Genomic DNA, 16257 nt, shown 5'->3' with positions numbered 1-16257 from the left:
GTTATCGCTCCAAGCTTTGACCAGACCCTTCAAGCACGCGCAAACACCGGAAATCACGCCTGAATCGGTGAACGGTAGCGTGCTTACAACAAGCGGCGAGACGCCGGTAACCGGCAGCGCTATGATCGGATCATGTTTCGTCTGCTCCTCCTCATCCTTTCTCTCGTCACCCTCCCCGCCGCCGCCAATGCGCAAACCTTTCAGCGGGCCAACAGCGAGGGCGCGATCATCTGCCCAGCCGATGGCCTGAACGCCGCGCCGCCGGATTTCACCGGCGCCGGGTGCGAGGAGACAGGGCTGACAGAACTCAATCCCCAGGGCCGGCATCTCTGGCTACGGACCAGCATCACGCTGCGCGACACGATTCTGAACGGGCAGTCTCCGCTGGGCTTCTACATCGCCGGCAAGGCGTCCAGCCGGGTCTGGGTGAATGGGCATGAGCTCAAGAACAATGGCACTCCCGGACCTGACCGGGCCAGCGAGATCCCGGGGCTGATGGATGCGGTGCTTTATGTGCCACGCGAAATCCTGACCTCCGGCGAGAACGAGATCATTGTCGAGATGTCGGGCCATCACAGCCTGATCGAACTTATCGCACCCATGCATGCCCTCGGTATCGGCGAATATTCCAATCCCACCCTACTGATCCTGGGAGCCTACTGGCCTTCCCTGATCACCTTTGGTGTCTTCCTGCTGGCCCTGGTGTTTTTCGGCGTGGTCGCACTGCGCGAGGAAAAACGCGAAGGTCCCCTATTGCTGGCGCTGCTGGCGCTGGCGGCCGGCGTCCAGCTTATCGCCGAGGCTGCCCGAGGCCTGCTGTATTATCCCTACCCCTGGCACGACTATCGCCTGATCAGCATCGCGGTTGCCGCCGTCTGTACGGGTCTGCTCCTGCTCGCCTGGCTGATGCAGCGCTTTTCCGGCCTCAACGCCGTCCAGCGCTACCTGCGTCTTGGCGGCGTGGTTACAGTCTGCGTCTCTATCGCACTCACCACGCCGGGTTTCGATTCCAAAGCCGGCTATGGCTTCCTGACCGCAAGTCTCTTCGCCGCTGCGTGGTGTGCACTCTGGAGCTGGCAGAAAAAACCCGGAGCTATGACCTATCTGGCGATCAGCGCTGGCATGTCGCTGCTGCTACTGGTTTTCCAGGGCGAATTCCTCGACTTCTACGCCTTCTACGCGTTCGCCGGCCTGCTGCTCTTCCTGATCCAGCAACAGGCTGCAGAACTGGTGCGCACAAGACGGGAAAAGCGTGAGGAAGCCATTCGCGCCGACAAGCTCGAACTCGCCCTCGCTCAGGCCCGCCAGCGTACGGCTCCGGAACAGATCCAGCTCGTCTCCAGCGGGCGGGTGGACTATGTTGCGACCGACACCATCACCCAGTTCAAGGGCGCCGGCGATTATGTCGAAGTCCATCTCGAGGGCGGCAAGACCTCGCTTTATAATGGCGGGCTCTCCGCGCTGGAGAGCGACCTCCCGCCGACCTTCCTGCGTGTGCACCGCTCCCACATCGTCAACACGGCCTTTGTCTCAGCCCTGGAACGCGATGCCAGCGGGATCGGCCGTCTGCTCCTGTCCAACGGCCAGGAAGTCCCCGTCTCCCGCCGCATCATGCCCAAGGTGAGAAGCGCACTGGCGGAAGGTTAGTCGTCGCGACGCTCCGGCAGTTTTCGCTCGAGAAAACTGCGCACATGTTCGCCCACGAACGCCACGACAAACCCGAATGGCACGGCCAGGACCAGGGCGATGATCAGCTCGGTATCCAGCCCACCATCGCGCCAGGCCAGCGCCAGAATCGGAAAGGCAAAGATCGCGGCCAGCCAGAGGGCGTTCGTAATCAGCTTGCTCATGTCACGCTCCTACCAGTGCGGCGGTTTTTTGGCTTCCGGCGCAGGCATAAATTCTTCGAGATCACCAACACGGCCCATCAGCTTGTTCAGCCGGCGGGTCAGGCGTTCAATTTCCTCGCCCTGGGCCAGGATGACCGCATTCATGTCCTCGATCGACTGGTCCTGGTGAGTGATGTGCATTTCCAGCGCATCAACGCGCTGATCGATTGTATCTGTCATTTCGGCCTCAATCGGCGCGTTCAACCACCGCCGCATTGACATGGCACCTAATGGAAAAGCCGAGACTTTCATAGAGGCCGATCGCTGTCGCATTGTCCGCCCAGGCATGCAGGAAGGGAATATCGCCGCGCCGGATGATCTCGTTGGTCACATGCGCAGACAGTCTCTTGGCCAGGCCCCGACCACGAAAATCGGGATGCGCACACACACCGCTTACCTCGGTATAGCCTGGGAAACGCATGCGTTCACCGGCCATGGCGGCAAGCCGGCCATCAATCCGGATACCCCAGAACTGACCAATTTCGTGCGTCCGGCTCAGGAAGGGCCCGGGCTTGGTCAAACTTGCCAGCTCCAGTATCTCGGCTGCGTCATCATCCCCCAGTGCAATCATGTCCGAAGAGTCGACTGGCAGGAATGACGTGTCCTCGCGCACCATCTGTACGCCAAGCGCCTCGAAGGTGACGGTCAAGCCCTCGGGAATGCGGATCTCCTGGACCTGCAAGAAGTAGGCTTCCTCACCCTTCCCCACCAGCGCGCCGGCCGCCTGCATCGCCGCCTCTCCATCATCGACGCCACAGACGAACTTGTTCACATCCGGCAGAAAACGCCGGGCCAGATCGCCCCCCCTCGAAAAGCGTTCATGATGTGTGATCAGGCTGAACCAGACCGGTCGATCCAACAGGGTCATGATGTTTGCTCCCGCTTGGTCGAGATGCTGTCGAGCCTGGCGTCCAGCGCCCCGCCGGCCAGGCGCTCCTCAAGGGCAGAGATCTGGTCGATGAAGGATCCCTCGAGCTCGCCGCACAACTCGGTCACGGCCGCATCTATCACAGGCCACAACTCTTCGGCTGCGCGCGCCGCGAGTACCTTGCCACTCTCAGACAATGCGATCCGGCGGACGCGGCGATCTGCATCGGTCGTCGTGGAAACAACCCAGCCGCCCTTTTCCATCTGATCGATCAGGCGGGACACACCCGGCTGGGCAATCACCAGCATCTGCGCCAGCTCGCCCGTGGATCTGGGGCTATGAAAATGCAATGCCGCCAGCACCGGCATCTGCGCCGAAGGCAATTCGCAGCCCTGCGCCTGCAACCATTTCTGGACCACGGCCTGCATGGCCATACCCGATCGTTTCAGGCGCGTGCCCAGTGCCGTATGACCAAAACTTGCGACAAAATCCTCGACCATGACGACCTCCATAACTTGATATATATCTTGTTATGCTTATTCAGGAAGTCAAGCCCTAACCCAGCTCGATACAGCGGTCCGGCGCCAGTGCAGAAATGAAAGTCCTGTCGTGACTGGCGATCAGCAAGGCACCATCGAACCCCTGCAAAGCGGCCTCCAGCAATTCCACCGCCTCGATATCGAGGTGATTGGTGGGCTCGTCGAGAATCAACAAGGATGGCATCGCAGAGCCGGCGAACAGACAGGCCAGTCCGGCGCGCATACGCTCTCCGCCGCTCAAAACCCCGGCCGGTTTCAGCGCGGCGTCATTGCGAAAGGCATAACGCGCCAGGGCCGCGCGGACTTCATTGTCGAACAGCTCCGGGTTCAGACGCTGGCAATTCTCGCGCACGCTCTGGCGAGGCTCGAGAAATCCGACATGCTGATCGAGAATGGCGACGGGGAAATGCCGCTGGACCCGGCCCGAAGACGGCGCCAGTCTTCCACTCGCCAGGGCCAGCAGGCTGCTCTTGCCCGCACCGTTCGCCCCGCACACCTGCACACGCTCGGGCCCGGTGATGTCCAGGCTCACCCCCTCGAACAGGACGCGCCCGCCCCGCTCCAGCGAGACATTATCGATTTCCAGCACATTCTGGCCGGCCACCAGACCGCTGGGCGGGATGGCGATCTGAAGCGGGGTGATGACGTCCAGCTGTTCGCGCGCCTGTTTTAGCGCGTCCTCGGCCTGGCTGATCTGGCGCGCACTGGCGGCCACTGCCCGGCTGTCCGTGCCCTGCGCCCGCTCACGCTGGGCGTTCAGGATCAGCTTGCTCTGGGAACCGGAGCGGCGCGCAGCGCGTCCCTGCCCGTCCGATCGCGCCTTGCGTTCGGCCCTTTGCTGACCCGCGGATTTCGCCTGGCGCAATCCGGACTGCGCGGTCTCTACGGCCTCGGCCAGTCTTTCCCGACGCGCCTCGCGCTCGGCGACATAACTCGACCAGCCTCCGCCTGTGACCGTACAGCCAGCAGGACTGAGCTCGACAATGCGGTCAACCTGTTCGAGGAGGTCGCGGTCATGACTGGCCAGCACCAGACCGCCACGCCATTCACGGACCAGCCGGAGGATCAACGCTCGTCCCCGGGGTCGAGATTATTGGTGGGCTCGTCCAGCAACAGCACGTCCGGCCGCGCCAATATCAGCCGTGCCAGCGCCAGGCGAGTACGCTGGCCACCACTGCTGGCCTCCAAAGGACTGTCCAGGCTACGAACCGGCAAATCCATGTCGCGCAGGCAGGTTTCGATACGGCTTTCCAAGTCCCAGACCGCCAGTTCGATATCGTCTGCAAGGGGCTTGCCGCGCTCGATGCGTTTGAGGCGTTGCCAGTCCTCGCCAACGCCAAGGCCTTCTGCCCAGCTGAGGCCCTGGACCTCGAGGCGCTGTTCAAGCAGTCCAACCCGGCCGAAACGCCGCACATGACCGCCCGCCGGACGCTGTCGGCCGGCGATTACCTGCAACAAGGAGGATTTGCCACAGCCATTGCGCCCCACCAGGCCTATGCGCTCATGGCCCAGGGTCAGGGACAGGTCGGAAAAAAGCGGCCTGGCGTCAGGCGTGGTCAGGGAAAGGGAATCGAGAGTAAGCAAGGCGGACATGAAGGTTCTCGGCGACGGCTGCAATCGGACGGGTTTCGAACTGCAGGTGCTGCTTCATGTGCGCGTCTCCTTTACTCGCTGCGATGGCGCTTATCTAATCAAGGCACGCTAAAGTCAATCTTGCCCGCCTCTAAAAACAAGGACAGCCCTGTGAGCCAGATCTACGATTTCAATGCCCAGACCCTTTCCGGCGAAGACCGCGCCCTGGCCGATTTCAAGGGCCAGGTCATGCTGATCGTCAACACCGCCTCCAAGTGCGGCTTCACCCCGCAATATGAAGGCCTGGAAAAACTGCATGACGAGCTGGGCGAAAAAGGCCTCAGCGTGCTCGGCTTCCCCTGCAACCAGTTCGGCAAGCAGGAACCGGGCGATGCCGAGGAAATCGCCAATTTCTGCAAGCTGACCTACGACGTCAGCTTCCCCATGTTCGCCAAGATCGAGGTCAACGGCCCCAATACCGCACCGCTCTACGAGTATCTCAAGTCGGAGGCGAAAGGCCTGATGGGGTCAAAGTCGATCAAGTGGAACTTCACCAAATTCCTCGTCGATCGCGAGGGCAATGTCGTCAAGCGCTTTGGCCCGCAGGATACGCCGGAACAATTGCGCTCGGAGATCGAGGCTTTGCTTTAGAGCGCCTTCGGCGCGCACCCACTCCGTCTTGCGGCTGCGCCGCAATCCACCTCGCCCATCAAGGGCGAGGTGGGGAACCAGTCGCCTCTCCTTTCCCTTGATGGGAAAGAGCCTGCCCCGGATTTGATCCGGGGTGGGCCGGTGCGCAGCAGCGGATCGGAAAGGGTGCGCGGCGAACCCGCAATAGAAATTTTCGGCCCTGGTAGTGACACTCGAATAAGCGGCGGAATCTGCGCCGCAAGCTGCATCATCAATGAGCTGAATGATCACGACGAAACTTGCTCCGTTCCGCCAACACTGTTTTGCGATAAACAGCATCCGTTTTCCAACGCCTCGAGTACCGCACGATTTGCCATCTCACGCCATCAGCGACATAGCTGTCTTCGGGGTCTAGATGTGGAAACCGGTCGACCGGGTCACGGCGCCCCAAAGCCTCAAGCCGTGCCCAAATATAGGTCTAGGTCAGAGGGTCGCTTTCTTCTGCGACTAAAAAGGCAGGCTTGCCGAGCGCCGATAATCCCGATGATTGGCTAAAAGCCTTCGTGTGTCTTGAGCGATCATTAGGCGGCAGTGATGAGATCGCATCTTCTATGCCACTCCACCATCTGACCGCGATAACCGAGATCAGTTTAGACCGAACAAGATCAACATCGCTGCTCGCCCAAAGAAGCAGACGTGCGAGACGCGATACTGGAACATCGCGCGCCGCCTCCAGCGCCGCGTCGAGAAGATTGGACGCCTGCCAATGCGTCATTTCCGGCCTGTAGGTTGCCCAGTCAGGCCGTTCCAGAACAGCAAGTCTATCCTGCTGATTTTTAGTCATATTAGCTAGGGAGAATCACTCCCACTCAATCGTCCCCGGAGGCTTCGAGGTCACGTCATAGACGACCCGGTTGACGCCGCGGACCTCGTTGATGATGCGGGTTGCGGTGCGGGACAGGAAGTCGTGCTCGAACGGGTAGTAATCCGCCGTCATGCCGTCGACCGAGGTCACCGCGCGCAGGGCGAGGACGTGGTCATAGGTGCGTTCATCGCCCATCACGCCAACGGTGCGCACGGGCAGCAGGACCGCGAAGGCCTGCCAGATCTCGTCGTACAGACCGGCCTTCTTGATCTCGTCGATATAGATCGCGTCGGCCTTGCGCAGGATATCCGCCTTTTCCTTGGTGATCTCACCGGGAATACGAATGGCCAGCCCCGGTCCCGGGAAGGGATGACGGCCCACAAAGGCTTCCGGCAGACCCAGCTCGCGACCCAGGGCACGAACCTCGTCCTTGAACAGCTCGCGCAGCGGCTCGACCAGATCCATTTTCATGCGTGCCGGCAGACCACCCACATTGTGGTGGGACTTGATGGTAACGGACGGGCCGCCATCAAAGCTGACACTCTCGATGACGTCCGGATACAGCGTGCCCTGGGCGAGGAAATCCGCCCCACCGGCTTCTTTCGCCTTGGCGTCAAAAACATCAATGAACAGCTTGCCAATCGTCTTGCGCTTGACTTCCGGGTCGTCCACGCCGGCCAGGGCGTCGAGGAAGAGCGCCTCCTCGTCGGCATGGATGAGTGGGATATTGTAGTGCTCCTTGAACAGGGAGACGACCTGGTCGGCTTCGCCCTGGCGCATCAGGCCCGTGTCCACGAATACACAGGTCAGCTGATCACCGATGGCTTCGTGCAGCAGCACGGCCACGACCGAGCTGTCGACACCGCCAGAGAGGCCACAGATCACACGCTTGTCACCGACCTGGGCGCGGACCTTGGCGATGGCTTCATCCTTGAAGCTGGCCATGGACCAGTCGCCGGCAAAGCCGGCGATCTTGTGGGTGAAGTTCTTGAGCAGTTCGGCACCACGAGGCGTGTGCACGACTTCCGGGTGGAATTGCACGCCGTAGAATTTGCGCGCCTCGTTAGCGATCGCCGCATAGGGCGCATTGCCGGAGGTGGCTATGACTTCAAACCCGTCCGGAATGGCGGAGACGCGGTCGCCATGGCTCATCCAGACACGTTCCTCGTGACCGATGCCGCCGAGACCATCAAACAGCGGACTGTCCGCCTTGATGGTGATATCGGCCCGGCCAAACTCGCGCTCGTCGGAGGCTTCAACCGCACCGCCCAGCTGGGCGCACATGGTCTGTTCGCCGTAACAAATGCCCAGTACCGGCAGACCGCGTGTGAACACGCTCTCGTCTGCGCGCGGGGAATTGTCCCAATGGGTCGAATGCGGCGACCCCGACAGGATGATCGCCTTGGGATCATAGCTGTCGATGAAAGCGGCATCAGCGCGATTGTAGGGATGGACTTCGCAGAAGACGCCGCTCTCGCGGACACGTCGGGCGATCAGCTGGGTGACCTGGCTGCCGAAGTCGATGATGAGGAGTTTTTCGTGGGTATCAGTCGTCATGGCGAGCCGATAGCGCGAGTCAGTTTGAAATTCCAGTGGGGAATCTCCTCATATCGACATGGCGGATTTGCCGAGATGGGCTAGATTGGCGCCTGCCGTCCTTTCCTGTCGCCGGAGATTCTCATGCGCACGCTCATTACCGCCCTCGCCGGCTTGTCTGTTCTGGCCGCCTGTTCGCAGCCGCAGACCGATGTTTCCGCGGGGGACTGGACGATCATCGAAAGCGAATCGAGCCTCTCCTTTGTGACCGTCAAAAACGGCGATGTGGACGAGACACACGAACTGTCCGGCATTTCCGGATTCGCCAACGCGCTCGGCTCGGTACACATCGCGCTGGAGATGGACAGTGTCGAGACCTTCATCGACATCCGCAATGAGCGCATTCGCGAACACCTGTTCCAGACCGCCGATCACCCGATTGCCGTGATCAGCGCCAGCTATGACCTGGCCGCTCTTGAAGACATGGCTGTCGGCGCCTCGCGAGATGATGAGCTGCCGATCACCCTGACCATGCGCGAGATCCCGCTCGACCTCGTCGCCCCGGTTCGCATCACCCGTCTCGACACCGATCGCGTGCGGGTTGAAAGCGCCCAGCCAGTTGAAGTGAACGCCCTCGCCTTGGAATTGATGGATGGGATCGACACGCTGCAGGAGCTGGCCGGACTGGACAGCATTACACGCGAGGTACCGGTCAGTTTCGTGATCGAGTTTCAGCGCGGCTAACGCTAAAGCAATCCTCCCCCGACACATCAAGTACCGTTCAGCCAGTTTACAGGTCCAGCGTGAAATCCATCGTCGAACTCCAGGCCCTGCGCGGCCTCGCCGTCCTCATGGTGATTATCGGCCACGTCCATCAGGCGCAGGAACGTTTCATGGGACCAGCCCTGATCGGGGACCTGGCCTATATCGGGTTCGCCGGGGTCGATGTGTTTTTCGTGATTTCCGGCTTCATCATCCATCATCTCTACCGCCAGGCAGAGAAACCGGATGCCGGCTATTTCCTCAAACGGCTCAACCGCATCTATCCTATCTATTGGCTGTATACGCTTGCGGCACTGGGTGGTTATGCAGTGATGGGCGATGCGCTCAGCCGTGATGCCGCGACCTTCGACTGGGTCAATACGCTTACCCTCCTGCCGACTGGCGCCTACCCGGTCCTCGCGGTCGGCTGGACGCTGACGCATGAGCTGTACTTCTACCTGATCTATGGACTGCTTCTGTTCCTACCAAGCCGGCTTCGGTTGCCCGTTCTTGGCGTCTGGGGACTTGTGACCCTGATCTTCGTCTTCCTCGGACAATCAGGCTGGCCGGAATGGGGCAAGCTCCTTTTGAGCCCGTTCAACCTGCTCTTCCTGGCCGGTGTCGCTCTGGCTGAAGGGTTCAAGTGGGCAGAGAAATTCAAATGGATCGGGCTGGCTCTCCTGATCTCCGGTCTGGGCCTCGCCGGCTGGTTCACCCAGATCGACGGATTGCAAGGTTTCGCCCAGGTCAGCCTGCGCGTCGGCATGTTCGCTCCGCTTGCGGTCGGCATTGTCTGGGCGCTCCTGGCGTTCAAGCCCAAACTGCCCGACATCGCCATAAAGCTGGGCGACTGGTCCTATTCAACGTATCTCAGCCACCTGCTGGTCATCGGTGTGCTGGCCAGGCTGGCCGCTCCGGTCCTGACCGCACTTCCGCTGACAGGCGTGCTCGCCTATCTGGTCCTGATCTCGGCCGCCCTGGTCTATGGTGCTCTCAGCTTTTACCTGATCGAGAAACCGCTTCTCAAGCTCGGTCGCGGCGTGATTGGCAAGCTGACAGGACGTTAGCCCTCGCGCTCCAGCACACAGATGTAGAAACCATCCGTATCCGTCCGCCCGGGCGAAAGCTGAAGTGCACCATGATCCGTCTCACAGGCCTTCAGCGTTTCGGTGGCGTCCGCGGCGAGTCCGCCGGAGGACTGGATGACCTCCAGGGCGGAAACTGGCTTGAAGGCTGCGCCGGTGTCGAGGAAGGCTTGGACACGATCACCGTTCTCCTCCGGCAGGACGGAACAGGTCACATAAACCAGACGGCCGCCGGGTTTGACGTAGCGCTGGGCCTTGTTGAGGACGGTGTCCTGTTCGCTCATGCGGCGTTCAAGGGCGGTGGATTTGAGTCGCCATTTGGCGTCCGGGCGACGGCGCCAGGTGCCGGTTCCGGTGCACGGCGCATCACAGAAGACCACATCCATGGCATCAACAAACGGCTCTAACACCTCGTTTTCCTTGCCATCATGCACCTGAACATTTCGTGTGCCAGCGCGCTTGAGGCGCGGCCAGATGGCCCGCAGACGACGCCAGTCCAGATCCCAGGCATGCACCTGGCCGGTATTGTTGAGCAAGGCCGACAGGGCCAGCGTCTTGCCGCCGGCGCCCGCACAGTAATCGAGGATGTTCATGCCCTCTTTCGGTGCCGCCGCGAGTGCTGCGACCTGGGATCCCAGATCCTGCACCTCGACCCAGCCCTTGCCATAGGCGGGAATGCTATCAGCTGACGCAGACTTCGCCCGCGGATCACGCAGCGGAATGCGTAGGCCGAGCCGGGTCAGAGAGGATTCGGAAACTGCTTTAATTTTGCTCGACACCTCTTTGAAAGCGCGCTCAAAATTAGTCTTGACTTCATTCACCCTCAGATCGACCGGAGCGCGCGAGGACAGGAGGCGCCCCTCCTCCGCAGCCGCATCGCCGAAAGCACGAACCAGGCTTTCTTCCAGCCATTCGGGGAAGTCGCCTCGGACAAACATCGGCGCATCGGAAATGTCGCGGACCAGCCCTTCGCGCTCGGCTTCGCTCAGCTTTTCCGGAGCGTGCTCATCACCGTCGAAAATCTCGTCCAGCTCGTCCGCGCGCATGCCCCAGACCCGGCCAGCTGTTCCCAGCGCCAGGGCGCGCGCGCTGTCGTCCTGCATGGCATGGGAGACCGAAAGCTTGTGGCGCAGTGCATCGAGCACCAGCCCGCCAATCCACGCCCGGTCGCCGGATCCCGCAAACCGGTGCGCCTTGCCCCAGTCCCGCACAGCGTCCTTGACCGGCTGGTGCCGGGTCTGAAGCGTGTCCAGGATCTCAATCGCTGCAGCGATGCGTCCACCGTCTCTCATGGGCAATATCCTTTATCTTCCCCCTCTAGGGGGAAGTGGTTGAGCGCAGCGAAATTGAAGGGGGACCGCCCCCTCTCCCTCGCATGCTCGGGACTTCCCCCTGGAGGGGGAAAATAGAAACTTAAGCCGGTCTTGAACCGCCATGGCTGGCGGCCAGTTGCCGACAAATGGTTTTCGGGTCGGTCATGATGCGGCGACCATTGACCTCGGCCTCGACCGCCTGGTGGGCCTTGGCATCAGCGGCCAGGATCAGCGTCGGGGCATTCTGGTTATCTTCGTCCAGCAGATCGATGACCGGCTGGCGCGGGCGCGGATAATCAACACGAATGATCGTCACCGCGTCCGCCCAATGCGGGTTGAGCAACATCGCCCCTTCAACCAGGCAGGCGTCCGGACACAGGCGCTCCTCGCCCGTCTCCTCATTGACCCAGCTGCCAGTCAGCAGGATCAGGATGTCCTTGCCGGTATCGATCGGCGGTTGCTCTTGCATCATCGGCTGAAGACCTCCAGGGCAATTACGACCCACATCGCGGCCATTGTGACCAGTCCCAAGCCAAAGCTCAGGAAGCGCGAGAGGATGTGGTTGACGCTGATATAGATGGTGGCATGCACTAGGCGTGTCACGACAAAAAACCAGGCCAGCGGCACCAGCAGCGGCGCGTCGAGCTCGAGGATGAGCGCCGTCGCGATTGCCCCCCAGAACAGGATGGGCGTTTCCCACTGGTTCTGGGCGACATTGGAGACACGCTGGATACGCTCGGGCCAGTTGCGCTCGCCCAGCTTGAGCTTTCGCCCCCGGACCTGGCCGGAAGACATCGCCTTGAATCGCATCGTGCCCATCATCCCGATGATCACGAAACAGAAGGCCACATAGACAAAAACTGGTGTCAGAAGCGCAGTAGACATCGCATTACCCTTGAAACTGTTGGTGAGTACGCGAACGCTAGTTCAGAGCCGACACGGCCCCCAGATACATTTCCGTCTGGAGGCCATGCAGGAAGGAGCAGTGCTAGCTCGTAGTGGGATAGTTCGGCGCTTCGCGCGTGATTTTCACGTCATGGACGTGGCTCTCGCGAAGACCGGCATTGGTGATGCGCACGAAGTTCGCACGCTCATGCAGATCCGGAATGGTGGCCGAGCCGGTGTAGCCCATTGCCGCGCGCAGACCGCCGACCATCTGGTGCAGGATCGGTCCGACCGGGCCCTTGAACGGGACCTGGCCTTCAATGCCTTCCGGAACCAGCTTCATGCGCTCGGTATCCTTCTGGAAGTAACGGTCGGCAGAACCAGCCGCCATGGCGCCCAGCGAGCCCATGCCGCGATAGGATTTGTAGGACCGGCCCTGGTAGAGGAAGACCTCGCCCGGCGCTTCTTCCGTACCGGCCAGGAGAGAACCGACCATGACCGCATGCGCGCCGGCGGCCATGGCCTTGGCCATGTCACCGGAAAACTTGATCCCGCCATCGGCGATGATGAAGGCGTCAGAGCCTTCTGCTGCGCGGCGGGCGTCCATGATCGCGGTCAGCTGCGGCACACCAACGCCGGCCACGATACGGGTCGTACAGATCGACCCCGGGCCGATACCCACCTTCACGCAATCCGCACCGGCATCGATCAGCGCCTTGGCACCGTCATAGGTGGCGACATTGCCGGCCACGACACGCGCCGCGCTGGACGATTTCTTGACGCGCGTGACCTGTTCCAGGACCGACGCGCTCTGACCGTGCGCGGTGTCGATGACAACCACGTCCACACCGGCGTCCATGAGGGCCTCGGCGCGCTCGAAACCGCTGTCACCCACAGTCGTCGCTGCCGCACAGCGAAGACGCCCCTGGCTGTCCTTGGCGGCATTGGGATGCTGCTCTGCCTTGGACATGTCCTTGACGGTGATGAGACCGATGCAGCGATCATCCTTGTCGACCACGAGCACCCGCTCGATACGGTGTTCATGCAGCTTGGCACGGGCCTCGTCCTGGGTCGCGCCCTCGCGAACCGTGACGACGTCGCGGGTCATCAGATTGCCGACCTTCTCGTTCGGATCGTCTGCAAAGCGTACATCGCGATTGGTGATGATACCGACCAGCTTGCCGGGCTTGGAATTGGTTGCGCCCTCGACCACCGGGATGCCGGAGATACGGTGCTCGGCCATCAGCGCCTTGAGCTCGGCCAGCGTCGCGTCGGGAGAAATGGTTACCGGGTTGACCACCATGCCGCTCTCGAACCGCTTCACCCGGCGCACTTCCTCGGCCTGTTCGGCGATGGTCAGATTGCGGTGGATCACCGCCATACCACCCGCCTGGGCCATGGCGATCGCCATACCGGCCTCGGACACGGTGTCCATGGCGGCAGCGAGCATGGGAATGTTCAGACCAACATCATGGGCGATGCGGGACGCGACATTGGCGGTTGCAGGAAGAACTTCGGACGGGCCGGGCTGCAAGAGCACGTCGTCGAAGGTCAGACCTTCACGAATCTCCATCGGAGACCTCCTTCTCTCTTGCGGGGCCGCTATATCAGACACGCGCGGAAGGTCAATCGGAGATGTGTGGTGAAGCGGCGCGTATCCGCAGCCCGCCACAATTAATCCCAATCCCGGCACATTGCCCCCGGAGTTTCGCCGCAAGCCTTGGCTGTCATGCCCACGTTAGCAATCGTGGGGAATTGCCATGCGCAAACGCACCAAGCGGCGGGAGGACGCCGCTGAAGTGAACATGACACCCATGCTGGATATCGTGTTCATTCTTCTGATCTTTTTCATCGTCACAGCAACCTTCCTCAATGAGGAAGGCATCGATATGCAACCGCCTCCGGACGAGGCACCACCCTGTCCGGACTGCCCGGCACCCATTGTCGTACAGGTCACCGAGGACAATCGCATCTACGTCAACGGCGTGATCACGGATGTCTACCGGGTTATCTCGGCGGTGAACCGCTTCCGGGCCGAAAGTGCCGGCGCAGCCGTGCTGATCGAAGCCAATAACGAGGCCAGCCACGGCATCATCGTGCGGATCTGGGACGACATGCAGGCCAACGCCGTGCCTGTTTCTCTCAGGCGCGCTGAGGAGGACGGATAATCCTCCCCACCGGGGAGGTGGATCTGCCGTAGCTTCAGCGAAGGCGGAGACGGAGGGGCCGGAGGGGCCGGAGGTTAGCTCGCTGCGCTCGCCCCCTTCGCCTTCACTTCGTTACGGCACTTCCCCACGAATGGGGAAGAAAACAACCTATCCCTTGAACCCGGTCGCTATCAGGAAAGTCTCGGGACTGCCGGAACGGGATGATGGCGGTTTGAAGTGGCGGACCTTGGCGAAACGCCCCTTCATCTGGTCTAGCAGCTCGCCGGAGGTGCCGCCCTGGAAGACCTTGGCGACAAAACTGCCGCCGGGCTTGAGGGTTTCGAAGGCGAACTGGGCTGCCATTTCCACCAGGCCGACAATGCGCAGGTGATCCGTGGTCTTGTGACCGGTGGTCCACGGTGCAAGGTCCGAGATGACCAGGTCGGCCGGGCCGCCCATTTCCGCCTTCACCAGATCCGGCGCGTCATCCTCGGTGAAGTCCTTCTGCAGGAGGACAGCCCCCTCGATCGGGTCCATTTCCAGGAGATCGATACCGATCACTTCCGTTGCGCCCTGTTTGAGAGCAACCTGCACCCAGCCGCCCGGCGCAGAACCGAGATCGACGATGCGCTGACCGGGGCGCAGGAATTTGAATTTCTCGTCCAGCTCGATGAGCTTGTAGGCTGCGCGGGAGCGATAGCCCTCCATCTGCGCCTTTTTCACGTAGGGATCATTGAGCTGGCGGTCGAGCCAACGCGTCGAGGACAGCTTGCGCCCGCGAGCGGTTTTCACCCGGGTCCGGAATTGTTTCGCAGCGCGGGCATCGCCGCCCTTGGTGACAGGGCCGGAGCGACGACGGCGGCGACCGCCCTCTTCCTCGGACGGCTCTTCCGGAGTGTCATTCTCGTTATTGTCGTCGCTCACGTCTCGTCTCCGCCGGTCTGGGCAGTATTGGGCTTGCGGCCCCCTCTGCGGCGACGTTTAGGACGGCGCATCAGATTGAGCAACATGCCCTCGCGCAGACCGCGATCGCCGACCCGAAGCTTGTCGGCCGGCCATTTCTCCGCAACCGCTTCATAGATCGCACACCCCGCCAGCACCAGCTCGGCCCGGTCCGCGCCGATTGTCGGCTCCTGGGCCCGCCCCTTGATGTCGAGATCCCGTAGGCGGGTACAGGCCGCCAGGGCCTCTTCGCCGGACATCCACAAACCGTCCACACGCGAACGATCATAACGCTGCAGACGCAAATGCACGCCGGCCATTGATGTCACCGTACCCGAAGTGCCCACGAGATGCCCGCGCCCCTCGGCGAACACGGCCCGCATGGAGCGTGCGCCGCGCGGCGTCTTGAGCTGTTGGCGGGCAAAGGATTTCATCTCCTCATACCAGGCCAGACGGTCATCATGGCGCTCGGGGAAGCGTTCCGACAGCGTCACCACGCCAATGGGCGCAGACGACCAGGATTTCATCGGCGGACGCCCACCGCTTTCCGGACCACCGCGACGACGCCATTCCTCCAGGTCGACCCAGGACAATTCCGTAGATCCACCGCCAATATCGATGACGAGAGCAGCGTCGCGGTCGACATCCATGAGATCGACACAGCCATGCACGGCAAGACGCGCCTCCTCTTCCGGCGAAATCAGGTCGAAATTCAGTCCCGTTTCCAGCCGCACCCGCTCGAGGAATTCCTTGCCATTATCCGCAAACCGGCAGGCCTGGGTGGCAATCGCGCGGTGTTTGGCGACATTCTGGCGGGCGAGTTTTTCCGAACAGACTTTCAAGGCTTCCACGGCACGTGTCATGGCCACGTCGGACAATTGCCCGGACGCGGTCAGGCCCTCGCCCAGCCGTACTACCCTGGAAAAGGCATCAACAACCTGGAAATTGCTGCCACTCCTTCGAGCCAGCAGCATTCGGCAGTTGTTGGTGCCGAGGTCGATCGCGCCGTACACCGGAGCCGGCGCACGGCGCCGGTTTCGCTTGCGTCCGGCGGATCCTTTGCCCCCCTCTTTGTGGGGCGATGGCTCCGCCATGATGGTCCTTTCGCCGACAGGTGCGCAATCGCCCCGCCCCTTCGGGCAATGGCGGCGCAGCTCGGTGCGGCCTAAATTTGGTCTTGAAAATCAGCATACTCATCTCACATGAGAGAGGAAAGATGCGTGA

At 61.5% G+C, this 16257-nt stretch carries 19 protein-coding genes; 5 read left to right on the top strand and 14 right to left on the bottom strand.

Annotated elements, in window-relative coordinates:
- The first annotated feature begins 132 nt into the window (after nucleotides 1-132).
- Nucleotides 133-1647, top strand: coding sequence for a LytR/AlgR family response regulator transcription factor (locus SIC17_RS14925; protein WP_412545865.1), 1515 nt, complete (start codon nucleotides 133-135; stop codon nucleotides 1645-1647).
- Here the strand turns inward: SIC17_RS14925 and SIC17_RS14920 are convergent.
- From SIC17_RS14920 to SIC17_RS14895, 6 genes are read right to left on the bottom strand one after another with little or no spacing between them, the layout of a single operon-like run.
- Nucleotides 1644-1850, bottom strand: coding sequence for a hypothetical protein (locus tag SIC17_RS14920; protein ID WP_291896330.1), 207 nt, complete (start codon nucleotides 1848-1850; stop codon nucleotides 1644-1646). The two genes, SIC17_RS14925 and SIC17_RS14920, sit on opposite strands and share 4 nt — an antisense overlap.
- A gap of 9 nt (nucleotides 1851-1859) precedes the next feature.
- Nucleotides 1860-2069 (bottom strand): SlyX family protein, encoded by a 210-nt coding sequence (locus tag SIC17_RS14915; protein ID WP_412545864.1) that lies wholly within the window; start codon nucleotides 2067-2069, stop codon nucleotides 1860-1862.
- Nucleotides 2070-2076: 7 nt separating this feature from the next.
- A complete protein-coding gene (locus SIC17_RS14910; protein ID WP_412545863.1) occupies nucleotides 2077-2757 on the bottom strand; it encodes a GNAT family N-acetyltransferase in 681 nt (226 codons plus the stop codon).
- Nucleotides 2754-3257 carry a MarR family winged helix-turn-helix transcriptional regulator gene (locus SIC17_RS14905; RefSeq protein WP_412545862.1) on the bottom strand — a complete coding sequence of 168 codons (504 nt, stop codon included), beginning with the start codon at nucleotides 3255-3257 and terminating at the stop codon, nucleotides 2754-2756. The genes SIC17_RS14910 and SIC17_RS14905 overlap by 4 nt, the downstream gene beginning before the upstream one ends.
- Before the next feature lie 55 nt (nucleotides 3258-3312).
- Nucleotides 3313-4365 carry an ATP-binding cassette domain-containing protein gene (locus tag SIC17_RS14900; RefSeq protein ID WP_412545861.1) on the bottom strand — a complete coding sequence of 351 codons (1053 nt, stop codon included), beginning with the start codon at nucleotides 4363-4365 and terminating at the stop codon, nucleotides 3313-3315.
- Entirely contained in the window at nucleotides 4362-4889 is a 528-nt protein-coding gene (locus tag SIC17_RS14895) for an ATP-binding cassette domain-containing protein (RefSeq protein ID WP_412545860.1), read from the bottom strand. Before SIC17_RS14895 ends, SIC17_RS14900 begins: the two co-directional genes overlap by 4 nt.
- Before the next feature lie 150 nt (nucleotides 4890-5039).
- On the opposite strand from SIC17_RS14895, the gene SIC17_RS14890 reads away from it, so the two are divergent.
- Nucleotides 5040-5519: a glutathione peroxidase gene (locus tag SIC17_RS14890; protein ID WP_291900899.1), complete on the top strand. Its 480-nt coding sequence runs from the start codon at nucleotides 5040-5042 to the stop codon at nucleotides 5517-5519.
- A 457-nt stretch (nucleotides 5520-5976) separates the two neighbouring features.
- Here SIC17_RS14890 and SIC17_RS14885 read toward each other — a convergent pair whose 3' ends face one another.
- Both SIC17_RS14885 and guaA read right to left on the bottom strand, forming a co-directional pair.
- Nucleotides 5977-6342, bottom strand: coding sequence for a hypothetical protein (locus SIC17_RS14885; protein ID WP_412545859.1), 366 nt, complete (start codon nucleotides 6340-6342; stop codon nucleotides 5977-5979).
- A 15-nt stretch (nucleotides 6343-6357) separates the two neighbouring features.
- A complete protein-coding gene (gene guaA / locus SIC17_RS14880; protein WP_412545858.1) occupies nucleotides 6358-7920 on the bottom strand; it encodes a glutamine-hydrolyzing GMP synthase in 1563 nt (520 codons plus the stop codon).
- A 123-nt stretch (nucleotides 7921-8043) separates the two neighbouring features.
- On the opposite strand from guaA, the gene SIC17_RS14875 reads away from it, so the two are divergent.
- Nucleotides 8044-8643: a YceI family protein gene (locus SIC17_RS14875; protein WP_291896347.1), complete on the top strand. Its 600-nt coding sequence runs from the start codon at nucleotides 8044-8046 to the stop codon at nucleotides 8641-8643.
- Nucleotides 8644-8702: 59 nt separating this feature from the next.
- Complete coding sequence (locus tag SIC17_RS14870) at nucleotides 8703-9728, top strand: acyltransferase family protein (protein ID WP_412545857.1); 1026 nt, start codon at nucleotides 8703-8705, stop codon at nucleotides 9726-9728.
- Here the strand turns inward: SIC17_RS14870 and SIC17_RS14865 are convergent.
- From SIC17_RS14865 to guaB, 4 genes are all read right to left on the bottom strand, one after another.
- A complete protein-coding gene (locus SIC17_RS14865; RefSeq protein WP_412545856.1) occupies nucleotides 9725-11038 on the bottom strand; it encodes an RsmB/NOP family class I SAM-dependent RNA methyltransferase in 1314 nt (437 codons plus the stop codon). The genes SIC17_RS14870 and SIC17_RS14865 overlap by 4 nt on opposite strands.
- 121 nt (nucleotides 11039-11159) lie before the next feature.
- The gene (locus tag SIC17_RS14860) at nucleotides 11160-11531 is read right to left on the bottom strand and encodes a DUF3088 family protein (RefSeq protein ID WP_291896353.1); all 372 of its coding nucleotides are present in this window, start codon (nucleotides 11529-11531) and stop codon (nucleotides 11160-11162) included.
- On the bottom strand, nucleotides 11528-11944 hold the full coding sequence (locus SIC17_RS14855; protein WP_291896355.1) for an MAPEG family protein: 417 nt from the start codon (nucleotides 11942-11944) through the stop codon (nucleotides 11528-11530). Before SIC17_RS14855 ends, SIC17_RS14860 begins: the two co-directional genes overlap by 4 nt.
- A gap of 103 nt (nucleotides 11945-12047) precedes the next feature.
- Nucleotides 12048-13517: an IMP dehydrogenase gene (gene guaB, locus SIC17_RS14850; protein WP_291896357.1), complete on the bottom strand. Its 1470-nt coding sequence runs from the start codon at nucleotides 13515-13517 to the stop codon at nucleotides 12048-12050.
- A 187-nt stretch (nucleotides 13518-13704) separates the two neighbouring features.
- On the opposite strand from guaB, the gene SIC17_RS14845 reads away from it, so the two are divergent.
- Entirely contained in the window at nucleotides 13705-14112 is a 408-nt protein-coding gene (locus tag SIC17_RS14845) for an ExbD/TolR family protein (RefSeq protein WP_412545855.1), read from the top strand.
- Between the two features lie 147 nt (nucleotides 14113-14259).
- Here the strand turns inward: SIC17_RS14845 and SIC17_RS14840 are convergent, their stop codons facing one another.
- Together SIC17_RS14840 and SIC17_RS14835 are read right to left on the bottom strand one after the other, a co-directional pair.
- Nucleotides 14260-15015 (bottom strand): RlmE family RNA methyltransferase, encoded by a 756-nt coding sequence (locus tag SIC17_RS14840; protein WP_412545854.1) that lies wholly within the window; start codon nucleotides 15013-15015, stop codon nucleotides 14260-14262.
- Nucleotides 15012-16046, bottom strand: a complete 1035-nt coding sequence (locus SIC17_RS14835) for a Ppx/GppA phosphatase family protein (RefSeq protein ID WP_291896362.1) — start codon at nucleotides 16044-16046, stop codon at nucleotides 15012-15014. The genes SIC17_RS14840 and SIC17_RS14835 overlap by 4 nt, the downstream gene beginning before the upstream one ends.
- Nucleotides 16047-16257 lie beyond the last annotated feature (211 nt).

Source organism: Maricaulis sp. MIT060901, assembly GCF_047123815.1.
Taxonomy (GTDB): Bacteria; Pseudomonadota; Alphaproteobacteria; order Caulobacterales; family Maricaulaceae; genus Maricaulis.
The sequence above is the reverse complement of the archived record's forward strand: the minus strand, read 5'-3'. Positions and strand labels throughout refer to the sequence as shown.